A 17074-nucleotide genomic window follows, 5' to 3' on the forward strand; every position below is an offset into this window, starting at 1 on the left:
TAACCAGGTGCGCTGACATGTTCAAGTGGCTACTCGACAACAGCCTGGGTAACCGCCTGCTGGTGATCATCGCCAGCGTGGTGCTGATGGCCTACGGCGCTTTCACCCTGACGCGCACGCCGGTGGATGTGTTCCCCGATCTTAATAAGCCCACGGTGACTATCGTTACCGAGGCCGGAGGCATGGCCGCCGAAGAGGTGGAACAACTCATCACCTTCCCGCTGGAAACCACGATGAACGGCCTACCCGGCGTGGAGACGATCCGCTCGGTCTCCTCAGCCGGCTTGTCCTTCATCTACGTCACCTTCAACTGGAACACCGACATCTTCCGTGCCCGCCAGCTCGTCAGCGAGCGCTTGGCGTCGATGGAAGAAGGCCTCGCCGAAGGCGTGCTGCCGCGCATGGGCCCGATCAGCTCGATCATGGGCGAGATCATGCAGATCGCCATCCCGGTGGACACCAGCAAGATCTCTGCAATGGCCGTGCGTGAATACGCCGACTGGGTGCTGCGGCCACGCCTGCTGTCGGTGCAGGGGGTGGCGCAGGTCATCCCGATCGGCGGCGAGGTGCGGCAGTTCCAGGTGCAGCCCAATACCGTGCGCATGGCCGAGCTGGGCATCAGCCACGAGCAGATGGAGGCTGCGCTCAAGGGCTATTCCAGCAACACCTCTGGCGGCTTCCTGGAGCTTAACGGGCGGGAGTACCTGATCCGCAACCTGGGCCGCACCTCCAGGCTGGATGACCTGAAGAACCTGGCGCTCACGGCCAAGAATGGTCAACCCATCCTGATGCGCCAGGTTGCCGAGGTGACCTTCGCCGCGGCCACCAAGCGGGGTGACGCGGGCTTCGAGGGCAAACCGGCTGTGATCCTGGGCATCCAGAAGCAACCCTCGGCCGACACCATTGCGCTGACGCGCAACATCGAAGAAGCGTTGGCGGGCTTGAAGACCTCGCTGCCGGCCGGCATGGAGGCGCCCAAGGTCACCTTCAGGCAGGCCAGCTTCATCGAGGCGTCGATCACCACCTTGCAAGGTAAGCTGATCGGCGCGTCGGTGTTCGTGGCCGTGATCCTGTTCTTCTTCCTCGGCACGCTGCGGCCCACCATCATTGCGCTGACCGCGATCCCGGTGTCGATCTTCATCACGGCCCTGGTCTTCCGCTACTTCGGCTTGTCGATCAACACCATGACACTGGGCGGCCTGGCCATCGCCATCGGCGGCCTGGTCGACGACGCGGTGGTCGGCGTGGAGAACGTGTTGCGGCGCTTGAAGGAAGACCGCGCCAAACATCCCACCTCGCGCCTGCACCCGCTGGAGGTGGTGGCCCACGCCACGATGGAGGTGCGGTCGGCCATCCTGTACGCCACGGTGATCATCGTGCTGGTGTTCATTCCGCTGTTCGCGCTGCCGGGACTGGAAGGCAAGCTCTTCGTGCCGCTGGGCATCGCGTTCATCGTGTCGACGCTGGCTTCGCTGATCGTCTCGGTGACGGTGACCCCGGTGCTCAGCTTCTACCTGCTGCCGCGCATGAAGAACCTGGACCACGGCGACACCAAGGTGCTGCGCTGGCTGAAGTCCAGCTACCAGTCGTCGCTGCAATCGGTGCTGAATGCGCCGAAGGCTGCCTTGACTGCGGCGGGTGCGGCGGTGGTGGTGGCGATGGCGGCGGTGCCGTTCTTCCCCACCACCTTCCTGCCGCCCTTCAACGAAGGCACGCTGCTGATCGGCCTGCGACTGAACCCCGGTGTCACCCTCGCCGAAACCTCGGCCCTGGCCCGCCAGGCCGAAGTGCTGGTGCGCCAGGTGCCCGAGGTCACGCACGTCGGCCGACGCAGCGGCCGCGCCGAGCTGGATGAGCATGCCGAAGGGGTGCACGTCAGCGAGCTGGACGTGGGCCTCAAACCCACGGCTGAGCTGACACGCACCATGGACGAGATCAAGGCCGACATCCGCGCACGCCTGGTCAACATGCCGGCTGCGCTGGAGATTGGCCAGCCCATCTCGCACCGCATCGACCACATGCTCTCGGGTGTGCGCTCGCAGATTGCGATCAAGATCTTCGGCGAGGATCTGGACGCCTTGCGTGGTCAGGCCGACGTGTTGCGCGCCAAGCTGGCTGCCATCCCGGGCGTCGCCGACCTGCAGATCGAGAAGCAGGTGCTGGCGCCGCAGATCAAGGTGCGGGTGGACTACGCCGCGGCCGCGCAGTACGGCGTGCCGGCGCCCCAGGTGCTGGCCACGCTGCAGAACCTGGTCGAAGGTGAGAAGGTCACGCAGATCGTCGAGGGCAGCCGGCGGTTTGCGCTGGTGGTGCGTGTGCCGGAATCGGCGCGCTCGGTGGAAGGCCTGGGCCAGATCCTGATCGAGACGCCGAATGGCCGCATCCCGCTGTCCAAGATCGCCACCATCGAAGACGGTGACGGTCCCAACCAGATCAGCCGTGATGATGGCAAGCGGCGCATCGTGCTGTCGGCCAATGCTTCCGGCAGGGCCCTGTCGGAGATCGTGGCCGATATCCGCGCGGTGGTGGCGGACACCAAGTTGCCCGAGGGCTATTTCATTACCCTGGGCGGCCAGTTCCAGGCGCAGGAGGAAGCCTCCCGTCTGGTCGGTCTGCTGAGCATCGTGTCGCTGACGCTGATGTTCGTGGTGCTGTTCAGCCGCTACAAGTCGGGCGTGCTGGCGGCGCTGATCATGGTGAACATCCCGCTAGCCCTGGTGGGTGCGGTGATCGGTCTGTGGCTGTCGGGTCAGCCGCTGAGCGTGGCCGCTCTGGTGGGCTTCATTACCCTGGCAGGCATCTCCGTGCGCAACGGCATCCTGAAGGTCAGCCACTACATCAACCTGATGCGCTTCGAGGGTGAAAACTTTGACCACAAGATGATCCTGCGCGGCTCGATGGAGCGGCTCAGCCCTGTCCTAATGACGGCGTTGGTGACGGCCTTCGCGCTGGCGCCTTTGCTGTTTGAGGCTGAACAGCCCGGTACGGAGGTGCTCCACCCCGTCGCAGTGGTCATCTTCTCCGGCCTGATCAGCTCCACGCTGCTCGACACCTTCCTCACGCCCGCGATGTTCTGGCTCTTCGGCCGCAAACCGGCTGCAGCGCTGATGGACAGCAAGGACGCCGAGGCCCTTTGATCCCTCTGGTGGCGAGTTCGCCCGCCATCTTGTTTTCCCTCAACGCACTCTCTTGAAAGAACTTTTATGAACAAGCAAGCACTCTTGGCCGCCCTGGCGCTGACCCTGGCCGGCTCGGCATTTGCCGCTGGTGACCACACCCACGAACACAAGCCCATGCACGGCGGTGTGGTGGTTGAGGTCAAGGATATGGACTATGAGCTGGTGGCCAAGCCCACCACCATCCAGTTGCACCTACGGGATCACGGCAAGGCCGCCGACGTGAGCAAGGCCAACGCCAAGCTGACCTTGCTGAACGGCACCGACAAGCAAGAGCTTGAGCTGAAGCCCTCCGGGGACAAGCTGGAGGCGATGGGCAATTTCAAGGTCGGACCAGGCACCAAAGCCGTCGCCGTCGTCACCATCGCTGGCAAGCCCGCTGGCACGGCACGCTTCGTCCTCAAGTAAAGGGAATAGCCATGGGCCAAACTCTTCTGACCCATCGCAGGGGTGTGCTGACCGGCTTGCTGGTGGCGGGGTTGACGCCCTTGGCCGGCTGCATGAACAAGCCCTTGCGCCCTGCGAACACTGACGGCACCTATTGCTATTCAGTGGGCAAATCGCTGCGCCGCAATGAGACCTGCACAACCGCGCCCATCCCAACGATGCAGGCTGAAGCAGAAGCCAAGCGGTTTGAACCTTCGCCCGGTCTGCTCACCGTCTACGTGGTGCGCAAGCGCTGGGGGGACGCCAAGAACGTGGTGCGGCTCACACCGAACCAGGGCTCGGCAGTCACGATGGTGCCCGAGTCGTTCGTGCGGCTGCGCCTGACGCCTGGCACGAACAAACTCGCAGCCGCTTGGGACGAGGGCAACACTGCCCTTGAGGTTACCGGTAAAGCAGGCGAGGTGGTGTTTGTTGAACTGATCGGCTCGGTCTGGTCGTGGGGCAGCAGCTACCGGCTGGAGAGCGGCAACCCCACGGAGTCGCGCGCGCGGGCCCTCGGGTTGCGCTTGGTGGCCGATATCGGGTGATTTGACGACCTGCCATGCGAAATCGCATTCCGGATGCGGACATCGCGCAGCTCATGCTGTGGATCTGGATCGCCGTGGTGCTCGTTGCCGTTGTGCTCTTCGCGCTGTGGCGTCGATGGCGACGAGCGCATCCGCCACCCAAGATGACGCCCAAGCCTGCCTACAGTCAGTCGTTGGGGATGAGATTGGCAGCAGGCCGACGAGCCGCAGCAGTCAAAACCGAAAGCAAGCGCGGGCCACCATCATCTGGCGGCCCGCGCGGTAGGTGAAGGCGGGAGGTGTGTCAGCCGCCGCGCTGCAACTCCAGCCGCACGCGGCGCTCTTCGGCGGGCTCATTGCGCATCTCGTCGATCACCTGCTGGCGGGTCTTCGCGGGGCCGGTGGCCTTCTGCGGCAGCGGTGCGTTGCGCTGAATCAGCGCCAGGGTGCCGTCCTTGCGCGCAGCCTCGAGCTCGGCCAGCACCTCAGCGCGCGTTTTCGTGCTCTTCCAGTGGTCGGGATGCTCGGTGTAGCCCCTCTCATTCGAGGCTGGGTGGTACAGCGAATTGGCCTGCGCAACCATGGGCAGACCCAAGGCCAGAGCAACGACGGAGAGAGCGGAGTGTTTGCGGATGTTCATGGTCCTGATTCCTTTGTGAAGTGGCCGTCGACCTTGTGTCGCGGCATGCCTGAGGGCATGGACATGACTATAGAAATTCGCCCCCAACAGAGATGCGACCAACACATGACAAAACGGTCATGTTCAGGCCGCTCTAGTTGAAGGCTGAAAGAACATGAAACTCTTGGTGATCGAAGACGAGATCAAGCTTGCCGAGTACCTGCGCAAGGGGCTGGGCGAAGAAGGCTACATGGTGGAGCTGGCACACAACGGCGTCGATGGCCTGCATCTGGCGATGCAAGGCAGCCACGATCTGATCGTGCTGGACAGCATGCTGCCCGGCATCGACGGTCTGGGCGTGCTGGCAGCCTTACGGCAGAGCAAGCAGACCCCCGTGCTGATGCTCACCGCGCGACAGCGTGTGGAAGACCGCGTCAAGGGCCTGCAAGCCGGGGCCGACGACTACCTGCTCAAGCCGTTTGCGTTCTCCGAACTCGTGGCGCGGATACAGGTGCTGCTGCGCCGAGCGCGCCCAACGCGCGAACCTGAGGGGGCAACGGTCCTTGGCCTGGCCGACCTGGAGCTGGACCTTGTTCGGCGCAAGGCCACCCGGGCTGGCAGAAGGCTCGATCTCACGGCCAAGGAGTTTGTGCTGTTGACGCTGCTGCTGCGCCGCCAGGGGGAGGTGCTGTCCCGCACCGAGATTGCCGAGCAGGTGTGGGACATCAACTTCGACAGCGCCACCAACGTCATCGACGTGGCGGTGCGCAGATTGCGAGGCAAGCTCGATGCGCCCTTCGAGCGCCCCTTGCTGCACACGGCGCGGGGCATGGGCTATGTTCTGGAGGTGCGCGACGAATGAGCAGGAGCCGTGTTGGCTCGCTCGGTCGGCGGTTGTCGATCTGGCTGGCGTTGCAGAGCCTGGCGGGGCTCTCCGTGGTCTGCGTTGCGGTCTACGCCGTCACGCACATGAACTTTGATGCCAGGCAGGCTGAATCTTTGACGCAGAAACAAGCTCAGGTGCGGCACCTGCTGACCGAGCCAGCTTCGCGTGATGACCCGGCCGTGTTGACCCACAAGCTGGATGATTTCTTCATCGGCCATCAGGAATTGAGCCTGTTGCTTCAGCGGCCGGACGGCAGCGTCTTCTACCAGCGCACCGGCGGCGGCGCGTCGAGCAACTTGCGCCAAGCTCGTTTTGAAGTGGCTGCGCAAGCCACCGCACCGCTGCCGCTGACGGCCATCTTGTCGCTGGATACCAACGACGACCATCAATTGCTGCGCCGGTTGGCGTTCACTTTGTTGGCGGCCGCGTTGGCCGGGGCCGCATTGGGTTCGACCGGTGGCTTTGTTTTGGTACGCCTGGGCTTGCGCCCGGTGCGTGAGCTGGTGGAGCAGACACGCCGGCTGGCGGCAGACACCTTGCATCGGCGCCTGGATGGTTCCGGCCAGGCCGAGGAGCTCGAACCGCTGATCGCGCAGTTCAACGATTTACTGGGGCGCCTGTCGCTGGCCTATGAGCAGCTGGAGGGCTTCAATGCCGATGTCGCCCATGAACTGTGCACCCCGCTGGCGACCCTGATCGGCAGCACGGAGCTGGCCTTGCGCAGGGCCCGTGGTGCGGATGAGCTGCGAGAAGTGCTCGGCTCAAACCTGGAGGAACTGCAGCGCCTCGCGGGCATCGTGCAGGACATGCTGTTCCTGTCCCAGGCTGATAGGGGCAGCTCGGCCCGCCGTGTGGCCACGGCCAGCCTGGCTGCGTTGGCGCAGCGGGTGGCTGAATACCACGATGCAGCGTTGGACGAGGCCGGTCTCCGGGTCGAGGTGGTCGGTGACGCTGCCGGAGAGTTCGACCTGCCGCTACTGCAACGTGCCCTGTCCAACCTGGTGGCTAACGCCACGCGCTACGCCGACCGTGGGACGAGCATCCGCATCGACATTTCCGAGGCAGCCCCTGGGGCGCTGCGGGTGGTGGTGGTCAACCAAGGTGCCACCATCGAGCCCGGGCACCTGCCCCGGCTTTTCGACCGCTTCTTCCGTGGTGACCGGGCCCGCAGCGGTGCCCATCAGAACCATGGGCTGGGCCTGGCCATCGTCGCTGCGATCGCACGGATGCACGGCGGGCAGCCGTTTGCGAGTTCAGCAGATGGCGTCACCGCGATCGGCTTGACCTTGCTGCGCGCACTAGGCGCGGGCAGTCCGTCATCGAATTCGGGGGCCTGACTGTCCTGAGGTGCCGACCGCAGGGCCAGCCAAGCTCTTGTCAGAGCTTGTCGTCGTTCAGCAGATGCGCCATGTCAGGTGGCAGGGCCATCGGTTCGAACGGGCTGACGTCGGATGTGCCGATGTTGCCCAACGGCAGACGGCCGCTCAGGTGCCCGATGGGTGTGAGCACCAGGCGCAGAAGTTGCCCACGGAGTTCGCGGCCGTCTCGCAGTGCCCAGGCGGCACGCAGCATCAGCAGGTGCACGCGCAGGTGGGGGCCGATGTCCCGCTGACCAAGCACATGGGCGCGCTGCAGCGAACGCATCGCGGGCATCGGCTGCGCTGCAGCGAGGTGATGCCTGGCTTCGGCCATGGCGGCAACGAAGGCCATCGCGCCTTGAGAGCCGGGTGTCATCGGCCTTGTACCCTGGCTTTCAGCAAACGCAGCCCGTTGACCACCACCAGCAGGCTGGCGCCCATGTCGGCGAACACCGCCATCCACATCGAGGCATTGCCGAACACCGCCAGCACCAGGAACACCGCCTTGATGCCCAGTGCCAGCGCGATGTTCTGCCACAGGATGGCGTGTGTCGACCTCGACAGGCGCACCGTCTCGGCAATGCGCCGCAGGTCGTCGTTCATCACCACCACGTCGGCGGCTTCCATCGCGGTGTCTGTGCCGGCCGCACCCATGGCCACCCCGATGTCCGACTGGGCCAGCGCTGGCGCATCGTTGATGCCGTCGCCGGTCATGGCCGTCATGCCGTGCTGCGCCTGCAGGGTCTTGATGGCGTCCAGCTTGTCCTGAGGCAGCAGGTTGCCCCGGGCTTCGGTGATGCCGGCCTCTTGCGCGATGGCCGTGGCCGTGGCCTGGTTGTCGCCGGTCAGCATCACCGATGTGATGCCCAGGGCCTGCAACTCGGCCACCGCTTCACGCGACGATGCCTTGATGGTGTCGGCCACCGCAAACAGGGCCACCGGGCCGGTATCGCAGGCCAGCAGACTGACGGTGCGGCCAGCCTCTTCGTGCGTGAGCAGCGCCGCCTCCAGCGCGGGCGAACACTGGCCGCGTTCCTCGATCAGGCGGTGGTTGCCCAGCACCCAGGTTTTTTCGGCGATCTCGGCCTGCACGCCGCGCCCGGTGATGGCCTTGAAGCCTTGGGCTTGAACGCTGTTGGGCTGTAGCCCGGCCGCGATTGCGCGCGACACCGGGTGGTCGGAGTGGCCGGCCAACACGGCGGCCATGTGTTCTGCGGTGGCGGAGTCAACGCCCGCGGCTCCGGCGGTGTCGAGCACCTGCCATGCCACCAGCTTGGGCTTGCCCTCGGTGACCGTGCCGGTCTTGTCCAGCGCGATGGCCTTGAGCTTGCGCGCCCCCTCCAGGTACACGCCGCCCTTGATCAGGATGCCGCGCCGGGCCGCGGCCGCCAGGCCGCTGACGATGGTCACCGGCGTGGAAATCACCAGCGCGCAGGGGCAGGCGATAACCAGCAGCACTAGGGCCTTGTAGACACCCTGCATCCAGGTCCAGCCCAGCAACCATGGGCCAAGCAGTGCTACGGCCAGTGCGACGACAAAGACTGCCGGCGTGTAGACCGCCGCGAAGCGGTCCACAAAGCCCTGCGTGGGCGCGCGTGTTCCCTGGGCCTCTTCAACCGCGTGGATGATGCGTGCCAGGGTCGAATTCGAGGCCAGCGCCGTGACGCGGAACTCGAAGCTGCCGGTGTCGTTGATGGTGCCGGCAAACACCGGGTCGCCCACGGCCTTGTCCACCGGGATGCTCTCGCCGGTGACCGGGGCCTGGTTGATGCTGGTGCTGCCTGCCGTCAGGACGCCGTCCATGGGCACCCGTTCACCCGGCCGCACGCGCAGCACCGCGTCCAGCGCCACGCTGGCGACTGGCACAGTCGCCCAGCTGCCATCGGCCTGGCGCACGGTGGCTTCTTCCGGCGCCATGGCCAGCAAGCCCTTGATGGCATTGCGAGCGCGGTCGACCGCGCGCGCTTCGATGGCCTCGGCGATGGCATACAAGGCCATCACCATCGCCGCCTCCGGCCATTGGCCGATGGCGAAGGCGCCGGTGACGGCCACGGTCATCAGGGCGTTGATGTTCAGGCGTCCGTGCTGCAGCGCAATCAAGCCCTTCTTGTAGACGTCAAAGCCCGCCAGCCAGATGGCGGCAGCGGCCACCGCCAGGCCGGCGCCTTTCCAGAGCAGCGTGTCTGGCGCGAAGTAGCCCACCAGCTCGGCAACGATGGCCAGAGCCAAGGCCATACCCAGCGTCCCGTAGCTGGCCTGCTGGACGCCATGGTCGAGCCCGTCCTCGGCGTCGGCATGTCCGGACGTTGTACCCGGCTGGGGCACTGCCAGCGGCTGAGGATCGAAGCCGGCCTTGCGCATGGCAGCCACGGCCAGGTCCACGGCCGGCCCAGGGGCATCCAGCGCCAAGGTGCGTTGCCCGAGCTGGAAGGTCAGCGCCCGGATCCCGGCAATGCCTTCAACCGCGCGGCGGATCTCGGACTCTTCAGACGCGCAGTCCATCGTCGGCACCCGAAAGCGCGCCAAGCCAGCGCCCTGCGATATCGCGGACGCTGCTGGCGCCGCAGGTGTGCTACAGCCGCAGCAAGGCGCGTGGCTCTCTGATGAGGGCAGTGTTTGTGCAGCAGTTTCTGGTCGATCCACGATCATGTCCCGTTGTTGGATGTCGCCATTAAAAACCCTGAAGCCAGTGTAAGGTCAAGCCTTTGTTGGCAAGAGGGGACTGCATGCGCATCGGAAACTTGGCTGAGGCGACGGGCACCCCGGTCGAAACCATCCGCTTCTACGAGCGCGAAGGCCTGATCCCCGCCGCGCAACGCAGCGAAAACAACTACCGGGTGTACACGGTCGCACATGCTGAGCGGCTGGCCTTCATCCGCCAGTGCCGCAATCTGGACATGGCGCTCGATGAGATCCGTGCGCTGTTGCGTCTTCGGGACGCCGCGCCCGAAGACTGCGGCGAGGTCAACAAAATCTTGGATGCGCACATTGAGCATGTGGCCAAGCGCATTCGCGAACTGCGATCGCTCGAATCGACCCTGAAGGCCCTGCGTGCGCGCTGCCAGTCACCACATGCGATGGAAGCGTGCGGCATCCTGAATCACCTGGACAATGCCGCCTCGCAAGGCACCAGGACGGCCGGTCACCTCCACATCCGCGGTGCCCACTAGGGCCGCAGGGCCGGTGATAACGCGGTCACCTGATGTCCGTACCAACCCAGCTGGGCGCACGATGTTGGTTTTCTGAGCTGATCCCAAGGAGGAATGATGCTTCCAAATTGGCAATGACAGTTATCCACAGATCACTCCACCCAACAAGTGTTCGTGGGTGAACTCTTCACTTCGAATTCGATGCTTCTGACAAAGGTATCGTCTAGCGAGCACATCGCTGGACTTGGTGTTCATGTCAAATGGAATACGCAGCTGCTGCAGTTGCGGATCAGATCATGCGCTCAAACGTCCTGCCGGAAGCGGTCGTTCGAGGCGCACTCGATGAACTCTGTGGAGACGAAGCTGGCCTCAAGGCAACGTCAGACCAGCTGCGCAATGAGATCGAGGTCGGTCTGGGCATTCGAATCGAACACAGCACCAATGCTGTGTTCGATGCGGTGTTGCAAGCTTCTGCGCACAAAGAATGGCAGCTTCGGCAAGCCGCTTTGGCGCAGAGCACAGTTGGATTTCGACTGATGAGGCGTCCGAGCTCGGTTCACTTAACAAATCAACAAGTGTCGAGGTGCATTGAGTTTGGAACTGCTCAACAAAGCGCATTAAGCACTTAGAGAAATTCGTGGCATTGGATCTAGAACGACTGACTCATTGAGTTTGAATGTTCATTGTTGACCCCTTGAGCAGACCTGCCAGGTCGATTCAGGCATCGCTGGCCTGCGACTTGCCCCTGACCTGCCGCCGTTGCTGGGGTGAGGGTAGGGAGCCGGAGGCGAGCACTCCGGCTCCCTTTGCATCCTCAAAATCATGGGATGCGCAGCAACGGACCAGGGTAGATCTTGTACGGATGGCTCAGCATAGGGCTGTTAGCCTCAAGAACATTGGGGTAGTCGCTGGCATTGCCGAAGTGCTCTTTGGCGATCTTGGATAGGTTGTCACCCTTGACCACCGTGTACCAGCGCGACTCGTTGGCCGGTTGGGCAGCCGTAATCAAGTCCTTGACTCCAGTTACTCCTGTAACGTTGCCGCAGCACAGCACATTCTTCTCTCCGGTTGCTTGGTCTGGGCTGCTTGCCCGTTGACCGTGGTCTGGCTGAATCAAGCACTTAGAGGAAACCATGGCACAGAATCCGATATGGTTCGCTCTTTGGATTTGGAAAGTTCCTTCATGACACTCTTTGCACAGACGTAACGACCACACTTGTGCAGCTCGAGAAGCATCACCTATACACCATTCAGACCGAACGCCGCCCATACCCGTGGGTTGGCTAGCCTGGGGTTAGGACTACGCTGGAACTCGCGCTTAGTCGTGGCCAGAGCGGATACAGGAGGTCGCCCTTGACGAAGATGCGTCAAGAAGCGGGTCACGAACTGAGCTGTACTCGCATCCTGTATCTGCCAAAGTGTTTGCACCGTACTGCTCGCGCCTGCAACCATGGCGGCATATGGCAAGCCCACTAAGCCCTCACTGCGACTGATTGCCCCACGACCGCTATGACATGAAGATAGGATCAGTACCCGGGCGTTCAAATGCAGTCCTAACAGGTCAGGGGCGTACAGTACACCGTCTTCAGTGTGGTCTGGACCATCGCGGCCCAACACGATCGCTGATAACTCCGGCCAACGAATATCGAACCAGCCATGTGTAGCCATCAAGACCACATCAAAGTCCTTCAGCTTACCTTGCCGAGACCATTCGCGCAGGCGGCGCTCAGAAGCCATACTTCCCAGCCATATCTCACTCTGTGAGCTACCGAAAACCTGGCTGGCGCGTTCAACTTCTATTCGGGAGTAAGGTAACCGCTGCAATTGTGAAGGACTTATGTCGACGCCTTGATCGCCGCGATCTCTGACCGACTTCACGAGGTAGCGTCTTTCACGTGTCGCGTCTGTGCCTGATGGCTCAGTGCGGTGACCGTAGTGCACATCCCCAAGTGCCAGCAGACGGCTATTTCGATTAGCAAGATAGTCCTTCTGTCGGCGTTCCTGCAGACGTGTGGCGACACCAAGACTTGGAATCAATTGCACATCAGCTTGCTGAACAAGATGGCGCCCCCGCCACAACAATGCATCCCAAGGGATTGTCCACAGTTGACCGTCTGGGATGATGGCTAAAGACTGACCAGCCTTGAGACGCTGTCCATGTAACGGACTCAGTAGGTAATGGCCCAGTTGACGAGCTAGTTCCTGATACGCAGCTTGACCTTGAACTTCTTTGCTTCCGGGTGGCAAACAGCTAAGCGATGACTGGTTTGCCGCACGCGGATGACTGATCCAGTTACGAGTAGCTTGCCGTTGCAGATACTGTAGGTGCTGGGCCCACTCGGCAGTACTGCATCTCTCGCTTGCGCCACTCAGTAGCCAAAGCGACTCCCCATTGATCTTGGCCGAATAAACTTTCCTGGGTTGGCCATGCTCGTCGACCCACTGGCTCGACTCGGGACCGCTTGCGGTCCATGCACGAAAGGCCTCTATGGTCCAAGACAAGTGGGGCGCAGAAGATAGACCTTTGCTAGATATCTGTCCGTCTGGAGTTCGCAGATAGGCTTGATACCGACCATCTGGCTGCTGTGCATAGATCAGACTTGTACTGCCTACTAGCTGTTTCCATTTCCCAGCTTCATCCACTAGCCCTTCCGCTTGACGTAAGGTGCGGCCTAGGTCTGCCAACGCGCTTTCTAACTTCCGTCTCTCACCACGCCAGCCTTCCGACTGCGGAGAGTTGGCTTGCTTAGCGATGCGAGAATCGAGGATCGCTACTCGCTCTAATGTCTGGTTCCATGACTCGAGCATTTCTTTCGGCATCGCACGTGCCGTTAAGCCCTCTCGTAAGGCTAACCAGTCCAATAGGCCGTGAGCACGCCCCTGCTCTAGGGTGTCAAGGCTATCCTCAAACTGACCCAACTCGCGTTGCAGAAAACTGCGCAAGCCGTAAGCATCAGAAACCAGCTCGGAGAACTTAACTTGCGAGGCTGGACCAGCCGCTGCTCCCATGACAAAGCGCTGGACTTCCAATTGTGGAATTAGGTCGCCCAAAGCTACAAGGGCATCTATTCTGCTTCCTCGAGCAGCAAGTGCACGTGCAAAGCCTAGTTGCGCCCACATGGTATCCATAGCGCTCTTTCCGCCTAAGCGCATCCATTCACGAGTCAACTGCTCAAACAGATGGAGAGCTTCATCTGCCTGCCCATGGTGAAGATGTATGGTGGCGAGAAAAGACTTTGCCTTAAGCGAATAATGGCTAGAAGGTCCAAACTTTGACTCAATTGTCCACTGCAATCTCTTTACGTTAGCGATTGAATTTAACTCAAGGGATCCATTCCACCTCGAGAACTCCTGATTTAGTCGTGCACTCAGGGTGAGCTCGAACAAAGAACCGTGGCGGGCTTCCAAGATGTTGCCGGCCCGTCGAAAGGCTGATTCGGCAAGAGTGAATTGATCATCTTGAAACAACGCTTGCCCCAGTACATTCCAAGCCATACCGGTGTCGGGATGCTCCGCAGAAAGCGCCATCTCATGACGATTAACAACCTCTCTCGCTAGGGTCAAGCCTTCCGTAGTCTTGCCGCTTCGTATGAGCACCTGAGCAAGGTTTCTCTCTGCGGTCAAGCGTTGAAGGTGATTTTCCGCCAGTCTTGCCTTCGATATGTCAGCTGCCAATTGAGCTAGCACGACTGAGTCCCCCAAATTACCTGCAAGACCCAAGCCTAGCGCCAAGTTTGTCGCGACTAGGACGCTCAATTCTGGTTCTAGCGACTGGTGATTCCGGAAAATCAGGTCACGAAGCTGCTTCAGCTCGACAAGTGCTTCGTCATAACGTTGCAAATACAGATACGAGACGGCCAAATTTTGTTTGGCCATGAGTGTATTTGAGTGATGTGGGCCATCCTGAATGATCCTCAAGGCAACTAAATGAGCCTTCTGGTGAAGAGCTTCTTCGTGCCGCCCCAGTTCACTCAGAGCCATCGCTTTCAGATTTAGCAACTCTAGTTGCAGCTCGTTAGCGGGGTCAGCTGCGTTGTCACCTAGTAGTGCCTCGGCGCGGGATAGAGCTTGGGCAAATAGTCCATCATCGTGTAGGCGGTTGACTTCAGCGACCATTGCCTCTGTGACCGTTGCTCTAGCTATCGCTCCGTTGCTACCAAACAATGTGATACAAGCTATGCACAGAAGGGATAGGGTCCTCTTTCCCACCGTCATGGCGGTCCCGCATCTATCTGTATATCGGCTTCACCTTGACCGTCTAAAGACAGTTCCATGGCAGCCAGGGTTGCAGATACCGCATCTAGGTGCTCGGCAGACACCTTCACTCTCAGATGCACCTTTCCTCCAACTTCCGACAGACTAACCTCCGCGCCGCTGCTGCGTAGCTTCGCCGTTAACTCCTTGGCAGCCATTGCTGGTTCGACATGACGTAATCGTTGAGTCATAGCCTTGCCCGGCATGCTACCGCCACCACGTGGAGTCAATTCTTGCCCGTGCTGCCAAGCTGGCAAGGCGAAAGCAATGGCCACCACGGCAGCAGGCGCCAAATAGCGCCCCCATCGCCACCAAGCATCATTGGCTGCAGGCCTAGCCCCGCTTACATTGGTGCTAGTTCCGACACTGGCCCGTTGACGTGTATCGTGCTCCGCTTTCAACTCAGCCCAAGAACGTGGCGTTGCCTTTGCGGCCGAGTTTGCATGGGCATCTGCACGCAACTGCTCTCGCCAGAGCCTACCCAGTTCGCCCGCCGGTCCGCGAGCAGGTCCGCCACGCAAACCCTCGTACCAGGCGGATTCATCTTCGGCAGAAGTGGGGGACGGGTCAGCAGTCATTGCATTCCTTCAACATCATGTCTTTCAGTAGCTTGTAGGCCTTTACTATCCGTGACTTGACGGTGCTTAGTGGCAGCCCGAGCTTCATCGCTACTTCAGCCTGGGTCATGTCCTCATAGACTGCCCAGTGCAGGGGTTCTGCCAAATCTGGGTGGCAGCGTGAGAACTCAGCGTAAATCCGCAGAAAGCACTCCCTGTGCTGCTGGTCGGTTAGACGGTCTTCCTGTGGATTGGTCAATGTCCTGTCAAACTGCTCAGGTAAGTCGTGCGATGCGCCGATGGTGACCAGCGTCACCCGATGTTTGCGAAAATACTCTAAACGCAGGCTCAATATGACGGACCAAACCCACGTGAATAACTGGGCCTGATTCCTACCCTCGAACTGCCATAGCTTGTCCCAAGCGTGGCAAAGACCGTCATCAAGTAGCTGCTGTTTAACGTCATCGGGCAACGGGTCGCGCTTGAATATGGCCCGGAAGCGCTCATAACTCTCGGCATACATCTGCTCGAAATCTTTAGCCCAGGGTGAAACTAAGCTAGGGTGTTCAGACACTGGGGGCTCCTTGTCTTGCGGACAGCCAGCGCATTCGATCGTCGCCTACGACTACAGGCCAGGGGCCATGCCGTTGAACAATACTAGGATGTTGCCGCAAGGCAGTGGATAACGTAGATGCCGAGTCAAATGCTTCGGCCCGAATCAAGGAAGACAAAGTATGGGTGAGTAGGCCAAAAGTGCGAAGACGGCCGTCTTGCGGATCGGGTAGCTGGCATTCAACCGCGCTCGACTGGGCCATTGCTGCACAAGCGAAAACCCGCCTCTGTAGAGGCAGCGGGGGCGGCCAGATGCCTTTGCTAGCACGGCCGGATGAGGCCTCGAGTTCCACCCCTTTGCTGCGTTGCGCTTCTCGCCAAGTTGGTAGAGGCACACCTAAATCGGCGGCGGTGACGGCACGATGTATGTCGCCAGCTTTGAGTAATGCTGAGCTCTCCCGCATCAGGCCAGCGGCGTGGCAGCAGTCGAGAAAGACCCAGCAGTACACCCCTTTCGCCGCCAACAGGTCTAGCCATGCTGAAAGTGATGTGTCTGTAAGGGCATTGGGCAAATAGCCCGTCGTCGCATTTCCTCGCCAAGGCAGCACATCTGAAAGCAGCATGACCTCATCCAGTCCATCCGACTCCGTGAGAGCTCTGTGCTGCGAGGCGGGTGTCTGGGCTCCGTGCCCAGAAAAATGAAAGAGCACTCGGTCTCCCCGACGCGCGCTAGTCAATACCCGTGACATTGCTTTCTGAACAGCGGCATAGCTCGGTGCACTCTCGCCAGGGGCCGTGCTCAATGCTTGGATCTCCGTTTCGAGAAGTCCGGCTGCTAGCAGGCTTTGGCGCAAGAGGCTTACATCGCGGGCGGGCCCGTCAAGCCATAGGGAAGGAGTGAGTGCGGCAACTGTGCCGACACCAATCAACAGCGCGTGCGTGCGTGTGGGTGACAGCGTAGCCCGAGAGGGGCTCAACGTCGCACTTAGCCCCAGCCCCAACCCAAATCCCAACACGCTCCTACGACGGCGGTCCAATCTCATAGGTGATCTCCTCGATGACATGCAGCGGTGAGAGCACTGATGCATAGCCACCTTACACATCTTTTTTGCCTTCATGATAGGCCATTGCGGTGAACCTAAGTTGCAAAGTCGATGTGCGTAGCAGGTTGATTGCGGCAAGCACATGCCAGCCTTCACTACGCACCAAAGGATATAGGCCCTGAATGCAACCTGAATGTGATCTTTGGAACGGGTTGCCGCGCCCCTCGTCGTGAGAGGCTCCAAGGACATGTCCCTGGAAAATAGTCGGAAATTAAGTGACCAAAGACAGTCGATCCCGTCTAACAACACACAAGGATCTGTGCGTTCGTGCCTTCCCTGGAATAGGAGGACTTTCCGTGACTTCAAAGATTGCCGCAATTTCAATCATTTGCTCAGCATGCTGTTTAGCTCTTGCAGCTTGCGGCGGAGGTGAAGACCAGAGGTCCGAAGGGACGAACATGGCAGAGCGTCCTCGCGCAATGTCTGTTCGTCCAGAGGGTAAAGCTGCCGAGCCAACCCACAAGGAG

Annotated in this window: 15 protein-coding genes; 7 read left to right on the top strand and 8 right to left on the bottom strand. The window is 61.0% G+C overall.

Going from position 1 to position 17074, the window contains the following annotated elements:
• Positions 1–17 precede the first annotated feature (17 nt).
• From KAK11_RS13215 to KAK11_RS13225, 3 genes are all read left to right on the top strand, one after another.
• Positions 18–3137: an efflux RND transporter permease subunit gene (locus tag KAK11_RS13215; RefSeq protein WP_210809643.1), complete on the top strand. Its 3120-nt coding sequence runs from the start codon at positions 18–20 to the stop codon at positions 3135–3137.
• 66 nt (positions 3138–3203) lie between these two features.
• Positions 3204–3584: a hypothetical protein gene (locus KAK11_RS13220; RefSeq protein WP_210809644.1), complete on the top strand. Its 381-nt coding sequence runs from the start codon at positions 3204–3206 to the stop codon at positions 3582–3584.
• Between the two features lie 92 nt (positions 3585–3676).
• Positions 3677–4150, top strand: coding sequence for a hypothetical protein (locus KAK11_RS13225; protein ID WP_210809645.1), 474 nt, complete (start codon positions 3677–3679; stop codon positions 4148–4150).
• Positions 4151–4433: 283 nt separating this feature from the next.
• On the opposite strand, the gene KAK11_RS13230 is transcribed toward KAK11_RS13225, so the two are convergent.
• Positions 4434–4769: a DUF4148 domain-containing protein gene (locus KAK11_RS13230; protein WP_210809646.1), complete on the bottom strand. Its 336-nt coding sequence runs from the start codon at positions 4767–4769 to the stop codon at positions 4434–4436.
• A 154-nt stretch (positions 4770–4923) separates the two neighbouring features.
• On the opposite strand from KAK11_RS13230, the gene KAK11_RS13235 reads away from it, so the two are divergent.
• Positions 4924–5610 (top strand): heavy metal response regulator transcription factor, encoded by a 687-nt coding sequence (locus KAK11_RS13235; protein WP_210809647.1) that lies wholly within the window; start codon positions 4924–4926, stop codon positions 5608–5610.
• Positions 5607–6971 carry a heavy metal sensor histidine kinase gene (locus KAK11_RS13240; protein ID WP_210809648.1) on the top strand — a complete coding sequence of 455 codons (1365 nt, stop codon included), beginning with the start codon at positions 5607–5609 and terminating at the stop codon, positions 6969–6971. Before KAK11_RS13235 ends, KAK11_RS13240 begins: the two co-directional genes overlap by 4 nt.
• Positions 6972–7011: 40 nt before the next feature.
• Here the strand turns inward: KAK11_RS13240 and KAK11_RS13245 are convergent, their stop codons facing one another.
• Together KAK11_RS13245 and KAK11_RS13250 are read right to left on the bottom strand one after the other, a co-directional pair.
• Positions 7012–7344, bottom strand: a complete 333-nt coding sequence (locus tag KAK11_RS13245) for a DUF3703 domain-containing protein (protein ID WP_246498938.1) — start codon at positions 7342–7344, stop codon at positions 7012–7014.
• Positions 7345–7364: 20 nt separating this feature from the next.
• Positions 7365–9641, bottom strand: a complete 2277-nt coding sequence (locus KAK11_RS13250; protein ID WP_259373560.1) for a heavy metal translocating P-type ATPase — start codon at positions 9639–9641, stop codon at positions 7365–7367.
• Between the two features lie 77 nt (positions 9642–9718).
• Between KAK11_RS13250 and cadR the strand changes: the two genes are divergently transcribed.
• Positions 9719–10162 (top strand): Cd(II)/Pb(II)-responsive transcriptional regulator, encoded by a 444-nt coding sequence (gene cadR / locus KAK11_RS13255; protein WP_210809651.1) that lies wholly within the window; start codon positions 9719–9721, stop codon positions 10160–10162.
• Between the two features lie 239 nt (positions 10163–10401).
• Complete coding sequence (locus KAK11_RS13260) at positions 10402–10770, top strand: hypothetical protein (RefSeq protein ID WP_210809652.1); 369 nt, start codon at positions 10402–10404, stop codon at positions 10768–10770.
• Between the two features lie 191 nt (positions 10771–10961).
• On the opposite strand, the gene KAK11_RS13265 is transcribed toward KAK11_RS13260, so the two are convergent.
• From KAK11_RS13265 to KAK11_RS22295, 5 genes are all read right to left on the bottom strand, one after another.
• Positions 10962–11276, bottom strand: a complete 315-nt coding sequence (locus tag KAK11_RS13265) for a LysM peptidoglycan-binding domain-containing protein (RefSeq protein ID WP_210809653.1) — start codon at positions 11274–11276, stop codon at positions 10962–10964.
• A gap of 104 nt (positions 11277–11380) precedes the next feature.
• On the bottom strand, positions 11381–14356 hold the full coding sequence (locus KAK11_RS13270) for a CHAT domain-containing tetratricopeptide repeat protein (protein ID WP_210809654.1): 2976 nt from the start codon (positions 14354–14356) through the stop codon (positions 11381–11383).
• Positions 14353–14673 carry a hypothetical protein gene (locus tag KAK11_RS13275; protein WP_210809655.1) on the bottom strand — a complete coding sequence of 107 codons (321 nt, stop codon included), beginning with the start codon at positions 14671–14673 and terminating at the stop codon, positions 14353–14355. Before KAK11_RS13275 ends, KAK11_RS13270 begins: the two co-directional genes overlap by 4 nt.
• Positions 14674–14962: 289 nt before the next feature.
• Positions 14963–15526, bottom strand: coding sequence for an RNA polymerase sigma factor (locus KAK11_RS22055; protein ID WP_210809656.1), 564 nt, complete (start codon positions 15524–15526; stop codon positions 14963–14965).
• Complete coding sequence (locus KAK11_RS22295) at positions 15519–16796, bottom strand: caspase family protein (RefSeq protein ID WP_375140689.1); 1278 nt, start codon at positions 16794–16796, stop codon at positions 15519–15521. Before KAK11_RS22295 ends, KAK11_RS22055 begins: the two co-directional genes overlap by 8 nt.
• Positions 16797–17074: the final 278 nt, after the last annotated feature.

Source organism: Ideonella paludis, assembly GCF_018069865.1.
GTDB lineage: Bacteria > Pseudomonadota > Gammaproteobacteria > Burkholderiales > Burkholderiaceae_C > Ideonella > Ideonella paludis.